The 20,636-nt window shown below is 66.5% G+C and carries 18 protein-coding genes and 3 pseudogenes; 7 read left to right on the forward strand and 14 right to left on the reverse strand.

What is annotated here, in order from left to right:
- Positions 1-225: 225 nt before the first annotated feature.
- A complete protein-coding gene (locus CA951_RS45245; RefSeq protein WP_087560725.1) occupies positions 226-468 on the reverse strand; it encodes a 2Fe-2S iron-sulfur cluster binding domain-containing protein in 243 nt (80 codons plus the stop codon).
- Positions 469-1,507: 1,039 nt separating this feature from the next.
- On the opposite strand from CA951_RS45245, the gene CA951_RS43600 reads away from it, so the two are divergent.
- Positions 1,508-2,047 (forward strand): S9 family peptidase, encoded by a 540-nt coding sequence (locus CA951_RS43600; RefSeq protein WP_179220390.1) that lies wholly within the window; start codon positions 1,508-1,510, stop codon positions 2,045-2,047.
- A gap of 18 nt (positions 2,048-2,065) precedes the next feature.
- On the opposite strand, the pseudogene CA951_RS32170 reads toward CA951_RS43600, so the two are convergent.
- The 3 genes and pseudogenes from CA951_RS32170 to CA951_RS32185 all read right to left on the reverse strand — a co-directional run.
- Positions 2,066-2,709: pseudogene (locus CA951_RS32170) on the reverse strand (PAS and ANTAR domain-containing protein).
- A gap of 128 nt (positions 2,710-2,837) precedes the next feature.
- Positions 2,838-3,068, reverse strand: a complete 231-nt coding sequence (locus tag CA951_RS43605; RefSeq protein ID WP_179220391.1) for a hypothetical protein — start codon at positions 3,066-3,068, stop codon at positions 2,838-2,840.
- 878 nt (positions 3,069-3,946) lie between these two features.
- Positions 3,947-4,189: pseudogene (locus tag CA951_RS32185) on the reverse strand (2Fe-2S iron-sulfur cluster-binding protein); the annotation flags it as partial.
- A 91-nt stretch (positions 4,190-4,280) separates the two neighbouring features.
- Here CA951_RS32185 and CA951_RS44605 point away from each other — a divergent pair.
- Positions 4,281-4,465 (forward strand): annotated as a pseudogene (locus tag CA951_RS44605) (AMP-binding protein); the annotation flags it as partial.
- Between the two features lie 66 nt (positions 4,466-4,531).
- On the opposite strand, the gene CA951_RS32195 reads toward CA951_RS44605, so the two are convergent.
- From CA951_RS32195 to CA951_RS32215, 5 genes are all read right to left on the reverse strand, one after another.
- Positions 4,532-4,786, reverse strand: a complete 255-nt coding sequence (locus tag CA951_RS32195) for a hypothetical protein (protein WP_087560820.1) — start codon at positions 4,784-4,786, stop codon at positions 4,532-4,534.
- Between the two features lie 71 nt (positions 4,787-4,857).
- Positions 4,858-6,294: an aldehyde dehydrogenase gene (locus CA951_RS32200; protein ID WP_087560729.1), complete on the reverse strand. Its 1,437-nt coding sequence runs from the start codon at positions 6,292-6,294 to the stop codon at positions 4,858-4,860.
- Between the two features lie 39 nt (positions 6,295-6,333).
- Positions 6,334-7,440: an NAD(P)-dependent alcohol dehydrogenase gene (locus CA951_RS32205; RefSeq protein ID WP_087560730.1), complete on the reverse strand. Its 1,107-nt coding sequence runs from the start codon at positions 7,438-7,440 to the stop codon at positions 6,334-6,336.
- Positions 7,441-7,499: 59 nt separating this feature from the next.
- Complete coding sequence (locus tag CA951_RS32210; protein WP_087560731.1) at positions 7,500-8,729, reverse strand: NAD(P)/FAD-dependent oxidoreductase; 1,230 nt, start codon at positions 8,727-8,729, stop codon at positions 7,500-7,502.
- Positions 8,730-8,733: 4 nt separating this feature from the next.
- Positions 8,734-10,056, reverse strand: coding sequence for a cytochrome P450 (locus CA951_RS32215; protein WP_087560732.1), 1,323 nt, complete (start codon positions 10,054-10,056; stop codon positions 8,734-8,736).
- A gap of 338 nt (positions 10,057-10,394) precedes the next feature.
- Between CA951_RS32215 and CA951_RS32220 the strand changes: the two genes are divergently transcribed.
- Positions 10,395-10,715, forward strand: coding sequence for a 2Fe-2S iron-sulfur cluster-binding protein (locus CA951_RS32220; RefSeq protein ID WP_087560733.1), 321 nt, complete (start codon positions 10,395-10,397; stop codon positions 10,713-10,715).
- 19 nt (positions 10,716-10,734) lie between these two features.
- Here CA951_RS32220 and CA951_RS32225 read toward each other — a convergent pair whose 3' ends face one another.
- A complete protein-coding gene (locus tag CA951_RS32225) occupies positions 10,735-11,706 on the reverse strand; it encodes a LuxR family transcriptional regulator (protein ID WP_256974181.1) in 972 nt (323 codons plus the stop codon).
- The gene (locus tag CA951_RS32230) at positions 11,699-12,823 is read right to left on the reverse strand and encodes a helix-turn-helix transcriptional regulator (protein ID WP_087560735.1); all 1,125 of its coding nucleotides are present in this window, start codon (positions 12,821-12,823) and stop codon (positions 11,699-11,701) included. Before CA951_RS32230 ends, CA951_RS32225 begins: the two co-directional genes overlap by 8 nt.
- Positions 12,824-13,075: 252 nt before the next feature.
- Between CA951_RS32230 and CA951_RS32235 the strand changes: the two genes are divergently transcribed.
- The gene (locus CA951_RS32235; RefSeq protein WP_087560736.1) at positions 13,076-13,855 is read left to right on the forward strand and encodes an enoyl-CoA hydratase/isomerase family protein; all 780 of its coding nucleotides are present in this window, start codon (positions 13,076-13,078) and stop codon (positions 13,853-13,855) included.
- Positions 13,856-13,963: 108 nt separating this feature from the next.
- Positions 13,964-15,646, forward strand: a complete 1,683-nt coding sequence (locus CA951_RS32240) for an AMP-binding protein (RefSeq protein ID WP_087560737.1) — start codon at positions 13,964-13,966, stop codon at positions 15,644-15,646.
- Positions 15,647-15,710: 64 nt separating this feature from the next.
- Here the strand turns inward: CA951_RS32240 and CA951_RS32245 are convergent, their stop codons facing one another.
- On the reverse strand, positions 15,711-16,127 hold the full coding sequence (locus CA951_RS32245) for a MaoC/PaaZ C-terminal domain-containing protein (protein ID WP_087560738.1): 417 nt from the start codon (positions 16,125-16,127) through the stop codon (positions 15,711-15,713).
- Positions 16,124-16,576 carry a MaoC family dehydratase N-terminal domain-containing protein gene (locus CA951_RS32250; RefSeq protein WP_087560739.1) on the reverse strand — a complete coding sequence of 151 codons (453 nt, stop codon included), beginning with the start codon at positions 16,574-16,576 and terminating at the stop codon, positions 16,124-16,126. The genes CA951_RS32245 and CA951_RS32250 overlap by 4 nt, the downstream gene beginning before the upstream one ends.
- A gap of 62 nt (positions 16,577-16,638) precedes the next feature.
- Here CA951_RS32250 and CA951_RS32255 point away from each other — a divergent pair, with 62 nt between their 5' ends.
- On the forward strand, positions 16,639-17,814 hold the full coding sequence (locus tag CA951_RS32255) for an acyl-CoA dehydrogenase family protein (RefSeq protein WP_087560740.1): 1,176 nt from the start codon (positions 16,639-16,641) through the stop codon (positions 17,812-17,814).
- A gap of 2 nt (positions 17,815-17,816) precedes the next feature.
- Positions 17,817-19,772: an AMP-binding protein gene (locus CA951_RS32260; protein ID WP_087560741.1), complete on the forward strand. Its 1,956-nt coding sequence runs from the start codon at positions 17,817-17,819 to the stop codon at positions 19,770-19,772.
- Positions 19,773-19,835: 63 nt separating this feature from the next.
- Here the strand turns inward: CA951_RS32260 and CA951_RS32265 are convergent, their stop codons facing one another.
- Entirely contained in the window at positions 19,836-20,597 is a 762-nt protein-coding gene (locus CA951_RS32265) for a FadR/GntR family transcriptional regulator (protein WP_179220395.1), read from the reverse strand.
- Positions 20,598-20,636 lie beyond the last annotated feature (39 nt).

Genomic DNA, 20,636 nt, shown 5'->3' on the forward strand with positions numbered 1-20,636 from the left:
GTCTTCTTGCGCCGATCCGACGGAGAGGGTGACGTGGTGGGAACCTTCGACGTAGGCCATGGTGTTCTCCTCGGGGTGGGTACCCGGATGGGGGCTGGTTTTTCGATCGGTGGCAGTTGTCCCGGGCTGGTGTATCGCGTTGAGCGTCTGCGCTCACCTTTGGTGGGGGCAGCCGGACCGCGAGTGCCTGGGCGACTGGCGTCACTGACGAGACTATTCAGTGGGTCAGGTCACTGTCATCGACTGAGTGTGAAGTCGGATAGCACAAATGCGAAGTTGATGAGCGGTCTCTTGGCGCTCGACGGCTGATAACACCGCGTCGCGGTGAGAGGGGCACCCTTCGAGTACTCGGGTTTCGCATGTTCCACATGTGCCTTCGAGGCAAGACGTCGCAGTCGCAACGCCGGCTTCGTCGAGTGCTTCCACGATTGTTTGGTTGGCGGCCACCGCCTCGAGGTGATCGAGCATCGAGGTTGGACCGCATGCGTACACGTCCGCGGTGTGCCAATGTTGCGGGATTCTCGATCGGACCGGAAGTGCCCCGCAAGTGACAACTCTCTCAGCGCTGGGAGCGCGTCACAAAGTCGTTGACCTTTCGCGTCTTGGAGGCCGACCTGTTGGTCAGCGGCGAACCGGTTGTCTTCGAGGTTGGTCGGGGCGAGAATGACGTACTCGGCCGGCTCGGGGGGACCCGACGGTACCCGTCTGTCGAGCGATCCACCGCTGGCTTCGTTATCGTCCCGGGTCGACGAGTTCACGGTCTCGCTGTCGACTTCTTCGCCTGTCTCACTTCCTGAGTTACACAACTCGATGTGAGCGGACTTCGTTGGCGACCTCGATCACGAGGCGTTCGAAGGTAGATACGAGTGAATTGTGCCTGTCCCGGCGCGATACGAGCCCGATGTACCCCGGAGGACCGCGACCGCGCGAAGCGGGCACTAGCCGACGGGCATACCCACACCGCGCACCAGTGGTACCTGTTCGCGTCGGCGTGTTATCGAGCCGGGCAGGTCCCGCTCGCCGACACGGACACACAGAAGCGCCGAATGTATCGGAAGCTGATCGACACCTTCGGCGCCGCCGGCCGCCTCGCGACTCCGAGGTGGGAGCACGTCCAGATCCCGTTCGAAGGTTCCGCATTGAGCGGCTGGCTACTCATGCCGTCCAACGTCATCGAGCCTCCGCCAGTGGTCATCGTGACCGGTGGCTTCGATGGCTGGCGCGAGGAATATGCCAAAGGAGCCGAACAACTGCTGGTCCGTGGACTTTCCTGCCTGCTCGTCGACGGTCCCGGACAGGGCGAAACCCGGATCTTCGGAGGACTGCACATGGGCTCGAATCCGGCCGAAGCGTTCTCGGTTGTCGTGGACTATCTGCTGGCTGATCCTCGCGTGTCTAATCAAATCGGGTGTGGGGCAACAGCATGGGTGGTTCTCTTGCTGCGGCCACCGCTGCGGCGGATCCCTGAATATGGGCGTGCTGCGTCAACGGCGGCACCGTCCGGCCGGTGGAGCTTCCCGAGCGGTACCCACGCTTCGAAACCAAACTTCAAGCCGTCTATGGGATCGATGATCCGGGTGAGGCGATGCGAGCGATGGAAGATGCAACGATCGGCCCCACCGAACTCGAGCGGCTTCGTTGTCCGCTGCTCGTACTCCACGGCACACCCGATCAGGTCTTCCTGGTCGAAAACGCTTGGGCCCTCTATGACGCTGCGGCCAGCGTGGACAAGACCTGGCGCGAATGGTCTGACGGGGACCACTGCATCTATAATCACACCGCCGAAAAGCACGCAATTATCGGCGAATGGTTCACCGACAAACTGAGGCAACACGCGCCGACGCACGGCTCTGGATGGATGGCCATGGAGTCGTGGATGGGGTCGGGTGTGTTCACCTATTGCCCGGTCACAGCACGGCGGCCGTTCGCGAAGTGCTGTACTCGGTGCGGCCGCCGGTTACACAGACGCCCATCGTGGATGGCGGCTGACACGACAGGGTGCCTGATGCACGTGTGCTCGACCCGGCGTTTCGGTCCTCGGGACTGACCGCCCCCGGACTAGGACCTACGCCGGATGCCGGGCGCCCTCGTGGGCGGTGAGCAGCAGGTGATCGAACTGGGTGCGCAGACTCGCGCCGGTGTCGCACTGGCCGAATCCGGCGACGAGCAGTTCCGCGAGGATGCGGAGCCGGGTGTTGGTCTCTTGGGAGCGCCAGATGAGGATGTCGAATGCCCGGTCGGCGGGATGCCGTAGACCAGCATCAGCGCACCCTTGGCCTGCTCGATGATCGCCCGGGACTGCGCGAGTTCGGCGACCGCCTCGTCGACGGACTCCTTCACCTCGTCGCGGTTGGAGTCGGTGAGGTCGATGTAGAACCCGGTCGTCCCGATCACGGCCCCGGTGTCGTCGCACAGTCGGTCACCCACGACGACGACCTGGTGGACCTGGCCGGCGGTGTCGACGATGCGGTGTTTGCTGCTGAACGGCTCGGCCGCGTTGATCATCCGGTCCAGAACCCGCGCGACGTGCGGGTGGTCCTCGGGATGCTTGTGGGAGAGCAGCAAAGCGGTGGTGGGGACGATTTCGCCGGGTTGGTAGCCGTGCATCCGGGCGACGGCATCGGACCATTCCCACCGCTGCCCGTCGAGGAGGAACCGGAAGCTGCCCACCCGCTGCGGTTCCCCACCGAACACCTGATCAGTAGTCACGCCCTATTTACTAGCGCATCGCGATAACCGACAAGTTGCCATGGTTGTGCGGCCGTGCCGCCCGCGACCACGCCGCGGCCCGGAGTCGCGGAGAGCGTCAACCGTGCTGCGGCAGGGAAGAGTTGGCGTCAACGGTGTGAGTGATGTACAACATTGGAGGCAGAAAATGTGAAGCGGATCACATCACTGTGACGGTGGTGCACACCAACCTGGTGTGCCGGGTCCGCGGACACGATGAAAGGTAGGGCGCGCATGACCACCGCCTCGATGATTCCGGCGTCTTCGATCACCTCGCGGCCGCCGGTGCGGCGCAGCGGCGCGATGAGCACCGCGGAGATCAAAGCGAGGATCGAGGCCATGTTCGCCGACGACCGTCGACCAGTCAGCCGGACGGGTGCGCGCTGACGTCACGAGAGGGAACACGATGAATGTGCTGCTCCTACTGGGTTTGCTGATCACCGCGTTCGCTGCCGTCCTGGCGATGCACACCGACGAACAGTCCCGCTCTCGCCACTGACACCGGCGTGGCACCGGTGATGTCGGTGACCGACCGCCGGCGTACCGGCAGGAGTGAGTCCCGACCGTGGGTGGGGCGCGGCCCCGAGTTGTCGGAACAGACGGTGGCCCACATCGCCGGGGCGCTCGAGGCGTCACACTCGGCGGGCACCCGCCGCGCCTTCGCCTCCGATTGGGCGCCGCTTCCGCGCATGGTGCGCCAGGAGCCTGTACCCGACGGACGTTCAGCCGGCGATCGTGTGCGACAACTACTCGCCGCACCTGACCGCGCGTAAGTTTGCCGAGTCGCCGACTGGGCGGAGGGAACAACGTCGAGATCGCTTACGACGGCACCGACCATGCCTCTCGCCACGAGCAGTCCCGGCTCTAAAAGGCTGCTCCCGCACGCTCTTCCTCGTCACTTCGGTCAGGCACCGTTGGCGGATGCGACGAGGGCACAGTGTGGCCCGGTTGCGCCGACTCGAAGGTGCACATCTGGAGCCAACGCATCTGGGCCCGGACGTACGCGATCTCCTGGACCATCTCGCGGAAGCTGATCGTCAACCTGCCTCCGTGAAGGAGGCGGAGCAATGCGATGACGGCGTGGAGCATGAGCGTGGGCATAGTTGCCTCCTACGGGCAGTCGGCGCAGCACTCGGGCGCGTACCGAACGCGAGCACATCAGGGCACGCCGAGATATCGAAGTGTTCTGGTAGAGGTTCGTTCCGCGGCGATCGGAGGGTCAGAATTCGACCCTCAGTGTCGGGCTGGTCGGCTTCGCCGGGCAGCCGAGGATGTAGTCGTCGGGATCGAGGGCGTCGATGACTCCGGGATCGACCGTCCCCTCCAGGAGGGTGCAGGCGCAGGATCCGCATTCGCCTTCGCGGCAGGAGTAGGGGGCGTCGATCCCAGCGTCGACTTCCGGCAGAGCTTCGAGTTCCCCGCTGGTGGGCGTCTTGCGGCTGGTGGCCTCCGACAACTCCTGCAGCCCGGTGTGCATGGCGGCGAGGAACACGTCGTCCAGGTCGGTGAAGTGCCGATAGAAATTCCCCTGCGCGGTCTTGGCACGGTGGGTGATGCCCGATGACCGCTACGGCGAAGAGCTCTGCGCATGGATCCGGATGAAACCCGGGCGCACCCCGCTCGACGCCGACACCGTCCGCGGGTTCGCGACCGGCAAACTCGCTCACTACAAGATTTCACCGGCAAGATCCGCAAGGTCGACATGCGCGAGGAGAGCATCACACTCCTCGGTCTGTGACCGTGGTGGTCGATGTCCAGTGCGCCGGCTCAACCCACAGAGCGGTGACGGTCGAGGGTGATGTCGCTAGTGCACCGCACGCGCACGCGCGTGCGACTTGCGCCTGCCGGGGCGTGCGGGCGTGAGTTTCGTCGTGCACAGTTCGTCGAGCCGTAGCCGGACGCTGTCGTTGACGGTGGGGTGGTGGCGGAGGAGACGTTGCAGGCGGCGGTAGAACACGTTCGGAAACACGCCGAATTCGGGCAGGATGTGTTCGTCGCCGCCGCCGAAGGGTGCCCATTTGACCGCGAATTCGAGCATGGCGAGTTCTTCGTTGGTCACCGGCGTCTTCCGTTCTTTCGTTTGGGTGTGGGTGCGGCCGTGCGTGGTGTCGCACGGCCGCACCCAGGGGGTCATCGAACGTCGAGGTAGATGCTCTTGAGCTGCTGGTAGCTCGCGAGGCCCTCGGGTCCGAGCTCGCGGCCGAGGCCGCTGTTCTTGATGCCGCCGAAGGGGGCCGTGGGGTCGTTCGAGTAGCCGTTGATCCCGACCGTTCCGCTGGCGACGTTGCGGGCGAATTGTGCGCCGCGTTCGGGGTCCGCGGTCCAGATGGAGCCGCCGAGTCCGTAGTCGGAGTGGTTGGCGATCGTGATGGCTTCGGCCTCGTCGGTGTAGGGGATGACCGACAGGACGGGTCCGAAGATTTCTTCCTGTGCGATCGTGTGGCCGGTCTCGACGTCGGCGAAGATGGTGGGTTCGACGAACCATCCGTGTTCGGCGTCGGCGGGCCTGCGGCCGCCCGTGGTGACGCGTCCGCCGTCCGAGCGGCCCTTCTCGATGTATCCCTCCACGCGGTCGCGTTGCCGGGACGAGACGAGCGGTCCCATCTGGGTGGTGTCGGACAGCGGGTCACCGACCGACAGGCCCTTGGCGAGGTCGGTGATGGTGTCGACGATCTCGTCGTAGCGTGAGCGGGGCGCGAGGACGCGGGTGCCGAGCCAGCAGATCTGCCCGTTGTTGAGCAGGGTGGCGGCGTAGAACGACTCGATGTTTGCGGCGAGGTCGGCGTCGTCGAGGACGACGGCGGCGGACTTTCCTCCGAGTTCGAGGGTGACGGGGCGCAGCAGTTCGCCGCAGGTGCGGCCGATGGCGCGTCCGGCACCGGTGGAGCCGGTGAAGGAGACCTTGTCGATTCCGGGGTGGGCCACGAGATACGCGCCGAGGTCGCGTCCACCGGGGACGATGTTGACCACGCCGGCGGGGAGTCCGGCGGCGATGGCGGCTTCGGCCATCAGGAACGCGTCGAGAACGGTTTCGGGGGACGGTTTGAGGACGACGGTGCAACCGGCGGCGAGGGCGGGGGCGAGTTTGAGGAATGTGATGGCCTGCGGCACATTCCACGGGACGATGGCGCCGACGACGCCGATCGGGGAGCGGGTGACGAGTGTGGATCCGCCGAGCATGCCGGGCCGGATCTCGTCTTCCTGGTTCGCCGCCATGTCGGCGTAGTAGCGCAGCAGGACCGGTGGGAACCCGCCCTCGAACTGCCGGGCGAGGGTGATGGGCATGCCGTTCTGGCTGCTGACCCGGGTGGAGGTGTCCTCGGCGCGGGACTCGAGTTCGTCGGCGAACCGGTTCAGTACCTCGGCGCGCTGAGCCGCAGTCCACGACCCCCACTGGGTGAGTGCGGCGCGGGCGGCGTCGACGGCGTCGTCGATGTCGGTTTCGGTGCCCTCCGGCACGGAGCCGATGCGCTGCTCGGTGGTGGGGGAGATGACCGGGATCGTCGAGTCGCCGGCGGGCCGGGTCCATCCGCCGCGGATGTAGAGATCGGGGTAGTCGATCGTCATCGGGGTGTCCTTATCGGAAAGGTTCGGAAAATGGGGTCGTCAGTCGTGCAGGAGCACGGGTTTGAGGACTTCGCCGCGGTGCTGGGCGTCGATCGCGTCGTTGATCTTCGCGAAGGGGAAGGTGGTGACGAGCTTGTCGAGCGGGAACTTCCCGGCCTTGTACAGCTCGACGAGTTCGGGGATGAACTCGTCGGGGACGCTGTCGCCCTCGATGATTCCGGTGATCGTCAGCCCCATGGCGAGGGAGTTGATGATGTTGAGCGGCACCGAGGCTGCGGGGTCGGCGGGCACGCCGATGAGGCCGATCTTGCCGTGGAAGGTCATGGAGCCGACGAGCGATTCGATGACGGCCGGGATGCCGGAGGTGTCGATCGCGTAGTCGACGCCGGCGGGGATGATCGCGCGGACCTGCTCGGCGAGCGGCCCGGCCCCGGGGTCGATGACATGGGTGGCGCCGAGTTCGAGGGCGAGGTCGCGCCGCGACTGGTGCGGTTCGACGGCGATGATCGTGGTGCAGCCCTGGACGACGGCGCCCATGACGGCGGCCAGCCCGACGGATCCGGCACCGGCGACGAGGATCGCGGATCCGGGTCGGCAGTCGAGGGAGCGCATGACGGCGCCTGCGCCGGTCTGGATGCCGCAGCCGAGCGGTGCGAGGAGTTCTGCGGGAACGTCGGCGGGAACCTTCACGACGTTGCGTTCGAACGCGAGGCTGTAGGTGGCGAACGAGGACTGTCCGAAGAACAGGCCGGTCAGGGATTCGCCGTCCGTGGTCGACAGCGGACCGGTGCCGTCTTCGCGGACTCCGTCGTAGGCGAGGTGCATGAACTGGTGACAGTAGGACGGTGCCCCGGTGGTGCAGGAGGGGCAGGTTCCGCAACTGTTGAACGTGATGGCGACGCGGTCGCCGGCGGCGACCTTCGTGACGCCGTCGCCGACTGCGCGGACGAAGCCGCAGCCTTCGTGGCCGAGGACGGCGGGCAGCGCGGTCGGGAGGGCGCCGTCGCGTGCGGCGAGGTCGGTGTGGCAGATGCCGACCGCTTCGATTTCGACGAGTACCTCGCCGGCCTTCGGTCCGTCGATGGTGATCGTTTCGAGCGAGAACTCGGTGTGGGGTTCTCTCGCGACTGCTGCGAGTGCTTCCATCGTCAATGACTCCATGTCTGTGGGGGCCGGTCCGGGAAGGACCGGCGTGGATCGAATGCTCAGAGAGCGGCTTCCCGCAACGGCGTCGCGGGATCGGCGAGGGCAGTGCGGTCGACTTTGGTGCGATTCCCGATGAACTTCTTGCCGGCCATGAATTCGCCTGCGGCATTCACGGTCTCGACGGCCACCGGTATCCCGTCGCTGTCGAGGTGGAACAGTGCGAACGAGGTGTCGGAGGCGTCGCCGCGCAGGATCGCCTGCGTGTCCGGCCCGATCATCCCCGCCATCTTCATCTTCAGGTCGAACTGATCCGACCAGAACCACGGCACCTCGTGCGGTGGGAGGGGGGCTCCCATGATGACCGCCGCCGCCTGCTTCGCCTGCTCGACCGCACTCGGAATGCTTTCCAGCCGCACCATCTTCCCGAGCGTGTCGTGCAGTCGATAGGTCACGTCCCCGATCGCGAGAACATGCGGATCGCTCGTGTGGGCAGACCCGTCGACCACGATTCCGGCGAGGCACTCGAGGCCGGACTCGCGCGCCAGCGCGTCGTTGGGGATGGCACCGACCCCGACCAGGACGAGGTCGCAGGCGATCTCGGTTCCGTCACCGAGTTCTACCGCGGCCACGCGGCCGTCGGCGCCGGTGATTCCGCGGACCTCGGCCCCGGTGAGGATGCGAGTTCCGCGGTTCCGGTGGAATTCGGTCAGCGCCGCCGAGAGTTCCCGGCTCGCCACCCGGGCCAGCACCCGGTCCTCCCGTTCGATCACCGTGACGTCGCATCCGCGGGCGCGGGCCGAGGCCGCGACCTCGAGTCCCACGTACCCACCGCCGATGATCGCCAGCGCCGATCCGGTGTGCACGGCCTCACGGAGCGTCGTGGCGTCGGCGAGGGTGCGCAGGCTGAGCACACCCTCGAGCTCGCTTCCCGGGAGGGAGAGCGTCCGTGGAGCGGCACCCGTCGCGAGCACGAGTGTCGTGTACTCCAGCACCGTTCCGGACGCCGTCGTCGCGGTACGCGCGTCCCGGTCGATGCGGGTGACCGGATCACCGAGCAGCGTGTCGATCTGGTTGTCGGCGTAGAACGATTCCGGCTTGAGCCACTGTACGAACTCGTCGTCGGCGTACTTCTTCGACAACGGCGGGCGGTGATAGGGCGGATGGGTTTCGTCCCCGCACAGGACGATGCGACCGTCGAACTTCTGCTGCCGCAGCATGCCGGCGAGAGTGCCGCCGGCATGCCCGGCCCCGACGATCACCACGGTGGGTGACGCATGTGACGTGACCATGGTGTTACCGGGTGAACTCGATCTGGACGGGCATGTTCTTGAGCCCGCCGACGAAATTGGTCTGGATCATCTTCGTGTCGTCGACGAGTTCGAGCGACTCGATGTGGGGGAGCAGTTCCTCGAACATGATCCGCAGTTCGAGCTTCGCCAGGTGCTGGCCGATGCACATGTGCGGGCCATAGCCGAAGGCGATGTGCTTGTTGGGCCTGCGGGTGATGTCGAAGGTGTCGGGGTCCGGGATGACGTCCGCGTCGCGGTTGCCCGACTGGTACAGCAGCATGAAGCGGTCGCCCTTCTTGATGTCGCGGCCGCGCAGCGTGTAGTCCTGCGTCGCCTGACGCATGAAGTGCTTCACCGGGGAGGCCCAGCGCAGCGATTCGTTGACGATGTGGGGGGCGAGCGCCAAATCAGCCTTGGCCTTCGCGAGGAGTTCCGGGTTGCGGCCGAGTTCGAGCATGCCGCCGGCGAGGGTGCTGGAGGTGGTGTCGTGACCCGCGGTGGCGATGGCGATGAAGTAGCCGTAGGCCACTTCGTTCGGGTAGTACTCGCCGCTCTCGTCGCGTGCCACCGAGATGATCGTCGCGAGATCGTCGCGGGGGTTGGCCCGCCGGTCCTGCAGTAGCCGTTCGAAGTAGGCGTAGAAGTCCTGAATCGTGGCCACCCACTGCTTCGCGGCGGCGTCCGGGGTGAGGGGTTCGACGTCGTCGCGCGCGGCATCGGGGTCGGCCGTGCCGAAGAACTCCTGAGTCAGAGACATCATGCGGGGCTCGTCCGATTCCGGCACCCCGAACAGGCTCATGATGACGTGCAGGGGGTAGTTGAGGGCGAAGTCCTTCACGAAGTCGATCCGGCCGTCCGTCTTCAGTAGCCGGGCGACGGAGGCCTTCGCGAGGTCGCGGATGGTCGCCTCCCACTGGGCGAGGTTGGTGGGCCGGAACCAGTCCAGCGCGATGTCCTTGATCGCGGTGTGCTCCGGCGGGTCGAGGTAGGTGAGAGTCTCGAGAATGCGGAGGCTGCCGTTGTTGATGCTCTTGGTGAACGCGTCGCCGGCCTGGTTCGCCAGGATCGGGTTGACGGATCCCTTGTCCTCGGCGCCCGCACTGGTGAAGATGTCGGGCTGACGCTCGATCTCCATGATGTCGGCGTGCTTGCTCACCAGCCAGATGGGGTCGTACCCCTCCACCACGGCACGGCCGAGGGGATTGTTCTCGCGCAGCCAGCGGTAGGCGTCGAACAGTGCGTCGTTGTCCCGGTGTCCCTCGGGCAGAACGATCTGTCGGGCGACGGCGTCCGGAATCAGTTCCGTGACCTGCTCTGTGGTGCTCATCAAATTCCCCTTCGTGGTTCAGTGAGGTGCGGCGCCGAACGTCGCGGCGCCCTCGCCGACTGGAGTGACTCCAGCCTGTCAGCCGCAGGAGTGAGGGGCATCACACCATTGATCGAAAGTTGTCCACCTAACGGGGGATGTGTGGCGGGTCACCCCGGCGCATGTCGCGGTCGGCGGGGCAAGATTCACCCCACGGGAGGGGGGTAATCACCCGAAGTGGTGATGTGCCCGGCCAGTGACCGGCGACACAATTTTCGGTACCGAGAACGCGGCCGGACCCTTTCGCTTCGGCATGACGGCCGCGCAGATGTTCACCGGTCAACCAGAAGGAGATCGCCATGCCCACCGTCGTGTACCAGCTCCCGGACGGCTCGACGTCGTCCGTCGATGTTCCCGCCGGCCAGAGCGTGATGGACGGGTCGGTTCGCAACAACCTCCCCGGCATCGTCGCCGAATGCGGCGGTAGCTGCTCCTGCGCCACCTGCCACGTGTACCTGGACGACGATTCCAGTGGTGCGTTCGGGGAGCCGACGCTGGAGGAACAGGACCTCCTCGAGTTCATCGACGGTGTCCAGCCGTGCTCGCGTCTCGCCTGCCAGCTCGTGCTCACGCCTGACGTGGGTACCGTCACCGTGACCGTGCCGTCCACGGACGCCTGAGGGGGTTTCCACCCGCGCGTCACCGGGTGCCGGACTGATACCTCGCGATCAGTTCGGCGCGGTTGGTGGCGCCGGTTTTCCGGAGGATGCGTTTCACGTGGGATTTCACCGTGTCTACGGTGATGACCAGTTCCTCGGCGATAGCCGAGTTCGACGCCCCGGTGAGAACCAATCGAGCGACGTCGGCTTCACGGTCGGTCAGGGGGTCGAGCAGGGGCTGCTCGGCGGCGTCGGGGTCGGTCTGCGCCGGGGCAAGTTCGGACACGCCGCGGGGAGGCGCCGTGTCGACTTCGGTGTCGCCGGCCCATCGCCGGGCGCTGTCGTGCAGAAGCGCGTTCTGACGTTCACGTCGCGATTCCAGGCCGACTCGCTCGAAGCACCCGCCGAGAACTTCGACGAATACCCCCAGTGCGCGACGGCGAGTGTCGTCCAAGGGGGAGCTGACGTGCACGAGCGCGGCGGCGGCGCCGCCGACCACGACCGGAGCGGTGGTGAAACCGTTTAGGCCAAGCAGTTCCTGCAGTGCGACGGGGACGTCGGGGCCGACGCTGACCGTATTCGTCGCGAGCGCCTCGGCCTCCGGTGAACCGTCCACGATGTCGAATTCGGCCGGCGGTGACGGCATCGTGCCGGGGTCTGCGCTGAACCAGGTCACGGGAATGATCCGGTCTCCGTCGAGGCGGGACAGGACAACCCTTTTCGCAGAGCACAATTCCGCGACGCGTTCGCACGCGCGGCGCATCAGTTCCGCGCTCGAGGAGGCGTCGTCCAATGCGCGGACCGCGCGATCGATGCCCGCCGCGACCGTGCCGATGTCGGCAGTCCGATTCGCGTCGGCGGCGTTTCTGCGGTCGAGGAGGTCGACGAGGCGTCTCCCGAGTTCGGTCGATCGTGCCGGGTCGGCCACCCTCATCTCGGTCAGGACTTCAGCGATGGCGCGATCGAGTTCGGTGTCCGTGGTGATCTCGTCGGGGTGTGGCGCGTCAGCCACCGGACACCGTCTTGGCGTTGGCGCACAGCGCCGCCACCTCGGCCCGCGTCGAGACGCCGAGTTTCTTGAAGATCCGCTGGACATGGGACTTGACGGTGCCGTCGGAAATGCACAGGCGACGGGAGATGGCCGCGTTGGTCGCCCCCGTTGCCATCAGCGTGAGCACCTCGCGCTCGCGAGCGGTCAAGGTGTGCGCGCGCGGCACGACGGGTGCCTGCGACGTGTCCTCCCCACTCTGCGCGCCGGCGTGGGGGAGGTCGAACGTGGCGAGTTCCGGCATCGTCAGGGGCTGCTCGAGGTGTCGCAGTGCCTGCGTGAGCCGCTGGATCTCGGCGTCGACCTGCTCGTTGCGAGTATGGATCTGCCGACGCAGGTCGGCGCGTTCTTTCGACGAGGCGCACGCGCCCGCCAGCACTCCGACGATGTGGACGTCGGTGTCGGACAGGCTGTCGCTCTGACGGTCGACGTGGATCATCGCCACCGCGCGGGCGTCGACGACGATGGGAACCGCGATGTATCCGGCGGGCCGCGACAGATCGATGAGTGGGCGGTATGTGTGCCGGTAGGTGTCGGCGGCGTCCACAGCGTAGGGCCGGCGGCGCCGGACGAGTTCGGCCTCGCGGGGGGCGTCGCGCAGCGAGATCTCGCGTCCGTCGATGGCCGTGGCTAGTTCGTGGAAGTCCCCCGTCAGTTCGGGGTTGACCGCCAGCGCTACGGGAGACCAGGTGGAACCGCGGACCACGGAGAACATTGCCTTGCCGTACCCCAGGCTCGTGCAGAGTTCCTGTGTCACGAGTTCGGCGATGCGGTCCGAGCCGGTGTCGAGCGCACGTACGACCCGCTGCAATGCCTCGAACTGGGCACTGTGCACGCGCAGTCGGCGGGCGATGTCGTCGCGGCTCGCGGCGTCGAGTCGCGTCACGAGTTCGGCGAGACGCAGGGTGTGCTCGGGGGAGGCGACACCTTCACGCAGCTTCCGGGCCGCGAACGCACGGATCACCGTCAGGTCGGGCTCGCCGTCTGCCAGCCGGATCAGGTTCGGTTCGCTTCCGAGAAGCTCCTGCAACTCTGCGACTGCCTGCTCGGCAAGCTCGAACGAACTCGTCGAAATGACCACTCACCACTCCTCGCGCCGCGGCCGCCGCACGGATGACAACGACACCGTCGCCTATTCCTGTGACGTAACGCACAGTATAGGAGGTGTCGCTCGGGACGTTTTCGCGCACCGTCAGCGGCCTCACTCTAATGTATATGGTCAGTCCAATTACGTCACGCAGTCCGCGAAAAGAGATGCGAACGGGTTCTTGTCCTGGATGCCGTCGTCGTACTAGGGTCGAATGGTAAGACCAAAATTGAAAGGATCGGCATTATGGCGCACCCTGTGCGATACGACGTCGACGAGCACATCGCCGTCCTCACTCTCGATCGCCCCGAAACCCGCAACGCGCTGTCCGACGACGTACTCGACGAGCTGCTCGCCGCACTCGAACGTGCGCGTGGAGACGACGACGTGCGGGTCGTCGTGCTCGCGTCCTCGCACGAGAAGATCTTCTCGGCGGGCGGCGACCTCAAGGCGTTCGCGAGCGAGACGCCCACGATCGTCAAATATGCCGGTCTGGATCGCTTCCCGCGGCTGTATCAGCTCATCGGCGGTCTCGGGAAGCCGGTGATCTGTGCGGCAGGAGGCGACGTGCTGGCCGGTGCGTTCGGTCTCGCGCTGGCGTGCGATTTCGTACTCGCCAAGGAGTCGGTCCGGTTCGGGTGCCCGGAGATCAACGTCGGTGTCTTCCCGTTCATGATCTCTGCCCTCATCTATCGGAACGTCGGGCGACTGAAGGCCAACGAGCTGATGATGTACGGCGAGCTCATCACGGCCGCGGAGGCGCTCGAACTGGGACTCGTGAACCGGGTGATCCCGGACGACGACTTCGAGGCGGAGGTCCGGGCGTGGGCGCGGCGGCTCGCCGGCAAATCGCCGCTGCTCATGCGTCTGGGCAAGGAGGCGATCAACAACACCCGGGACATGTCGCTGCCGGATGCACTCACGGCACTGCAGTCCCAGCTCGCTCTCGCGTTCACGACCGAGGATATCGTCGAGGGCGTCACCGCGTTTCGCGAAAAGCGTTCTCCCGTATGGAGCATGCGGTGATCGCCGTTCGGGGAACTCGTTGCAGTTTCGGTCTAACCATTATATTGTGAGGGCCAACACGGAGTTTCTATTTCCCTCTCCACATCTGCGCACAGAGGAAGGCTTCCCATGGCGTTCGCATCGGTCACCGATCGCTATTCGGACGAACAGATCCGAGAGTTCTATGCCACCGGGCAGTGGCACCGCGACACCTTCTTCGACTTGCTCGAGGTTCAGGTCGCCGAGCGGGGCGACCGTGTCTTCCTGACCGACGACACCAGCGGTGACATCACCTTCCGGCAGTTGCGTGACAAGGCGCTGAGTCTTGCGGTGGGCCTTCGGCGTCACGGCATCGCCGCCGGCGACCGCGTGTCGGTGCAGGTTCCGAACTGGATCGAATTCGCGGTCATTTCCGTCGCGTTGTCGCGACTGGGTGCCGTCCTGGTGCCGATCATGCCGATCTACCGCCGCGACGACGTCGAGTACATCCTCGGTAACGCCGGTGTGCGGCTGGCGATTACGCCGCAGAACTTCAAGAAGTTCGATTACGCCGAGATGTACACGAGCATCCTCGGCGCCGTCGAGTCGCTCGAGGATGTCGTCGTCGTCCGCGGCAGTGGCGAACTCCCGAACCGGTCGGTCTCGTTCGAGTCGCTGTTCGCGGACATCGGCCCCGACGAGGCGATCGCCGAACTCGGGCCCGGCGTCGGTCCGGACGAGCCGTTCGTCATCGTCTACAGCAGCGGCACCACGTCCCGTCCCAAGGGCTGCATTCACACGTTCAACACGATGGCCTGCGGATCTCGCCTGCTGGCCAAGGGGTTCGCCTACACCCCCGACGACGTGCAATTCGGACCCTCGCCGATCACGCACACCACCGGCCTGGTCACCAGCATCATCCTGCCGCTCATGCACGGGGCCGGGTCGCATCTGATCGAGGTGTGGGAACCGGCCCGCGGCATGGAACAGATCAAGGAACGCGGCTGCACGATCGCGGTGAGTGCCACGACGTTCCTGCAGATGCTGATGGACGCCTACGACCCCGCCGTGCACGACATCGGCAGCATGCGGTTGTGGGTGGCGGCCGGCGCCCCGATCCCCGCCAGCATCGTCACAAAGGCGGCCGACCTGTTCCCCGGCCTGCAGGTACTCAGCCTGTACGGCCGCTCGGAGAATGTCACGACCGCCATGTGCACGGTCGACGACGAGCCCGAGCGGTCGCTCACCTCGGACGGTCGTCCGCTGCCGATGCAGTCGGTGAAGATCGTCGACGAACTCGGTAACGAGGTTCCGCGTGGTGAGGAAGGTGACATCGCGTACAAGGGCGCCATGCACATGCTCGGATATCTCCACAACCCCGAGGAGACGGCCAAGCTGTTCACTCCCGACGGATACTCCCTCTCCGGGGATCTCGGCCGGATGGACGAGGACGGCTACGTGCGCGTCACCGGCCGCACCAAGGACATCGTGATCCGCGGCGGCATGAACATCAGTGTGCGTCAGGTCGAAGACCTCCTCGCAGCGCACCCCGCGGTCCGCGCTGTCGCGGCGGTCGCGATGCCGGACGAGCGACTCGGAGAGGCGGTGTGCCTGTACCTCGTCGCCTCGCCCGGGTACGGCGACATCACGCTCGAGAAGATCAAGACCTACCTGCTCGAGCAGGGTGTGGCGATTCAGAAGGTTCCGGAGCGGCTGGAGATCGTCGAAGCGCTGCCGACGACAGCCACGGGCAAGATCCAGAAGAACGTGCTGCGTGCCCAGATCGCGGCGAAGATCGAGGCCGACCGGGAACGGGCGCAGGCCGTGAGCTGATCGAACGGGAAAGGGGGCGAAGCCGATCGGCTTCGCCCCCTTTCGTATTGTTCGAGAAGGGTGATCAGGTCGAGGCCACCACGACCGTCGCCGATCCGGTGACCACCGGGCCCTTGTCTCCGGAGGCGACGAGATCGAGCGTTGCGAGCGACTCGCCATCGGTCTCGTCGATCGACACCACCGTGCCGCCCAGGGTCAGCGTGTCGCCGAGGAAGACCGGAGCGACGAACCGGACGCCGAAGGAGCGCACATGCTCGACACCGAACGTGTCGGACAGCCAGCCGGCCAAGATTCCGGCCTGCATCTGGCCCATCGCGATGACGCCCGGAAAACCAGACGTGGCCACGAATGCGGGGTCGTGGTGCAGCGGGTTGAAATCGCCTCCCGCCCCGGCGAACCGCACGATGTCGGTCTGGGTGACCGGGCCGACCACCCGGGGGTCCGGGGAATCGCCGACGCGTACCTTGGCCGGTGTTCTCATCGCTGCTCTCCTCGTTCGATCAGGACTTCCTCGAGCCGGACCACGGCTTCACCGTCGGCATCGACGTACTCGGTCTCGAGGGTCACGACACGCATCGTCCCGCCGCGCTTGCCCTCTCGCTGCTCGTCGGCCACGACGCGGCGGGTGCCCACCACGTGGTCGCCGGCGGTGAGCGGTCGCAGGTACGTCCACGTGACCGAACCGACCACCACCCGCGCGAGGGCCAGGCCCAACGAGTCGACGAATGCGCGCTGGTCGCGCTGGTGTCCGGCCACGACCGTGTGCGTGAGAGTGGCCGGCGCATCGGGGAAGCCGGCGTCGCGCGCGGCGGCCGGATCCGTGTGGACGGGATCGGTGGTGAATGTGGCGCGCGTGAATTCGCGGATCTTGCCGCGTTCGACGTCGTATTCGACGCGATCGACGACGCCGGCGGGGAGTAGGTCGGACATCCAGGCCTCCTTTTTGGACTGACCTATAGTATCATTGAGCCTAAATTCGTGAGGAGGGTGCAATGGAGCTCGCTGATTCCCCAGACGAGGCCACATTCCGCGCAGAAGTCCGGGAGTGGGCCGAAAAAGCGGTCCCGACGCTGCCGTGGCCGGAACCGGTCGATCTGGTCGACAAGGTGCCGTTCTGGCAGCAGTGGCAGCGGCTGCTCTTCGACGCCGGCTACGGCGGGATGTCGTGGCCGAAGGAGTACGGCGGCCAGGCGGCCGACCCGATCCGCAAGGCCATCTTCACTGAAGAGATGGACCGGGTGGGCGCACCTGAGCGCCTCAACACCATCGGTGAGGATTTCGCCGGCCCCACAATCATCGACTTCGGGACACCCGCGCAGAAGGAACGGTTCCTTCGCCCGATCCTGACCGGTGAAGAGATCTGGTGCCAGCTGTTCTCGGAGCCGGATGCCGGGTCCGACCTCGCCTCCCTCCGCACCAAGGCCACCAAGGTGGACGGGGGCTGGAAGGTCAACGGGCAGAAGATCTGGACCAGCCGCGCGCACATCGCCGCCCACGCCATCCTGCTCGCCCGCACCGGTGGTGGTCCGCGACACAAGGGCATCACGTACTTCCTCGTCCCGATGGACAGTGAGGGAATCACCGTGCGACCGCTCGCGCACATGCTCGGCGAGGCGGAGTTCAACGAGGTGTTCCTCGACGACGTGTTCATCCCCGACGACCTCGTCGTCGGCGAGGTCGACGGCGGCTGGAAGGTCGCGATGGGCACGCTCGCCTACGAGCGGGTGGCGATCGCGACGGGCCGCGTCAACACCAAGCGTGCCGTCGACGACATCGTCTCCGACATCGCCGGAATGACCGACGACGCGGGTCGCCCCCTCGGCGAGGACCCGGTGATCCGGCAGAAGGTCGCCGATCTCTACGGGCGGGCCCTCGTGCACTACCTCATCGGCCAGCGCGTCATCACCCTCGCGGCCAACGACGGCCCGCCGGGGCCGGTCACGTCCATCGGCAAGCTGTTCTTCTGCCCCCTCGTCGAGGAACTCGCCGACTTCCGGCTGTCCCTCGAACCGGTGGGCGGGCAATTCGCCCTCGACGACGAGCAGCAGAAGACTGCGCGGTGGCAACGGCTCGCATATCAGGCCCGCGGCACCGCCATCGCCGGCGGTTCCACCTTCATCCAGCGCAACATCGTCGCCGAGCGCATGCTCGAAATGCCGAGGAGCTGACCGTGTCCGACTACACCTGGCGCCCCACCGACGAGTACGTCGAGAACGCCAACGTCACCCGGCTCGCCCGCGCCCACGGTCTCTCGGGCCTGGGTGAACTCCGCACCCGCTCCGTCGCCGACGTGCGGTGGTACTGGGACGCCGTGGTCCGCGACCTCGAGCTGCCGTTCCGGTCGCCGTACCGCGAGGTGCTCGACACCTCACGCGGAATCGAGTACCCGGAGTGGTTCGTCGGAGGCACGTCCAACGTCGTCGACGCGTGCCTGGAGCGGTGGCTCGCCGATCCCGCGGTCGCGGACCGGACGGCCGTCGCGCACGAGGCCGAGGACGGCACGGTCCGCAGCCTCTCGTATCGCGAACTTGCGGCGGACGTCGAGCGGGCTGCGGCCGGACTGCGGGAACTCGGCGTCGGCAAGGGCGACGCCGTCGCCCTGTACCTGCCGATGATCCCCGAGGCGGTCGTGTCGGTATATGCCGTTGCGCGGCTCGGTGCGGTGCTGGTTCCGTTGTTCTCCGGGTTCGCTCCGAGCGCGATCGCGTCCCGCATCCAGGACGCGGACGCCAAGGTGGTGATCGTTGCGGACGGAACGGTCCGCCGACGCAAGTCCGTCACGATGAAACCGGCCCTCGACGACGCGCTGGCCTCGTGCCCGACGGTGCAGTCGGTCGTCGTGGTCGAGAACATCGGAGTCCCGGTCGATTCCACCGACCGCGACATCTCCTGGGGCAAGCTCCTCGGCAACGCCGGTGATCCGGGCCCGGTGGAGGCGATGGATGCGGGTGAGCCGTTCGCGCTGGCATACACGTCCGGTACGACCGGCAAGCCGAAGGGCGCGGTCCACACGCACGCCGGTTTCCTCGTGAAGACGGCCAGCGAGGTCGCGTACTCGTTCGACCTGAAGCCCGGCGGCGTGTTCTGCTGGATCACCGACATGGGCTGGATCATGGGCCCGCTGTCGATCATCGGTACCCACGCCAACGGCGGAACCCTGGTGCTGTACGAAGGTTCGCCCGACGTGCCGGACACCGACAGGTTGTGGCAGCTCGCGCAGCGTCACCGGGTGACGATGCTCGGTGTCTCACCGACGCTGATCCGTACCCTGCGCGGACGGGACACGGACGTCGCGGCACGGTACGACCTGTCCTCGGTGCACACGATCGGGTCCACCGGCGAGCCGTGGGACCCGGACTCGTACGAGTGGCTCGCACGGGACGTGTTCGGCGGCCGGGTGCCGATCATCAACTTCTCCGGCGGCACCGAGGTCGGCGGCTCGTTCCTCGCCCCGTATCCGGTGGAGCCGATCCGCAGCTGCTCGCTGGGCGGTCCGTCCCTGGGTATGGACGTCGACGTCGTCGACGACGCGGGACGCTCCCTGCGCGGCGAACAGGGCGAACTCGTGTGCAGGCAGCCGTGGCCGTCGATGACGCGCGGGGTGTGGAAGGACGAGGAACGCTACCTGGAGGCGTATTGGTCCACGTTCCCCGGCATGTGGCGGCACGGCGACTACGCCCTCGTCGACGACGACGGTCAGTGGTACATCCGCGGCCGATCGGACGACGTCATGAACGTGGCGGGAAAGCGTCTCGCCCCGGCGGAGGTCGAGGCCGTACTGACCGCGCACCCGGCAGTGTCCGAGGCGGCGGCGGTCGGTGTCCCCGACCCGAAGAAGGGCGAGGCGGTCTGGGCGTTCTGGGTTCCCCGCGCAGACGCCGACACGACGGACATCTCGGCCGAACTCGTCGCCAGCGTTGCCGCGGAACTCGGGAAACCGTTCGCGCCGAGCGCTGTTCACCGGGTGTCGCGACTGCCGAAGACCCGGTCGGCGAAGATCCTGCGCCGAGCGGTGCGGGCCGCCGCGCTCGACATCGATCCCGGGGACCTGTCGGGTGCCGAGAACCCGGAGGCCGTCGACGAGATCCGCGCAGTCGTGGCGGGGGCAGGCAACGCGGCATCGTGAGTACGACGAAGGCCCCACACCGCGCGGTGTGGGGCCTTCGTCGTCGAGCCGGAAACGGAGAAGCTATTCGTCGAGGGGAATGTCGGTGCGCTTCTCGAAGTCCTTGATCGACTCGGCGTACGAGTGGACGTGCCTGCTCATGCGTCGTACCGCGGCTTCGGAGTCCTTCTCGCGAATTGCCCTGGTCACCGAGCGGTGCGCCTTGACGGTGATCTCACGGACCTTGTCGTCGATGAAGCCCTCGTTCTCGGTTGCGGCGTAGATGGCCCGCGAGAGCGAGATCATGAGACCCGACAACAGTTCGTTGTGGCTGGCGCTCGCGACGGCGACGTGCCAGTCGATGTTCGCCTGAAGGAAGTCGTCGAGATTGTCGCCTGCTCCGGCAATGTCGTCGTTGGCGGCGTCCAGGCGGGCGAGATCCTCGTCGGTGCGATGGCGGGCGGCGAGTTGTGCGCAGAACGGTTCGATCGCCTCGCGGGTCTCGAGCAGTGCGGCGAGGCGGATCTGACGGCCACGGATGAGCAGTGCCACCGTGTCTGCCATCGACTGCTCACCCGGACGTTGAACGAAGGCGCCACCGGCCCGGCCCGCCTTGATGCGGACGAGGCCCTGCACCTCGAGGATGCGGAGGGCCTCGCGCACCGTGGTGCGGCTCATCTTCGTCTGGACGACGAGTTCACGCTCCGGTGGCAGCGGTGTGCCCTCGACGTAGTCCCCGCTGAGAATGCGTTCGCGCAGTTCGTTGGCAAGGACGTCCGACGCCTTCGGTACCTCCATCGGTGCCAACTGAATGGAGGAACGTCCGTTCCGGGTGGTGTTCGGCACGGCTGGTGGCATGACTCCCCGCCCTCTCTGGTCTAACGG

The sequence above is a fragment of the Rhodococcus sp. NCIMB 12038 genome, assembly GCF_002165735.1.
Classification (GTDB): domain Bacteria; phylum Actinomycetota; class Actinomycetes; order Mycobacteriales; family Mycobacteriaceae; genus Rhodococcus_F.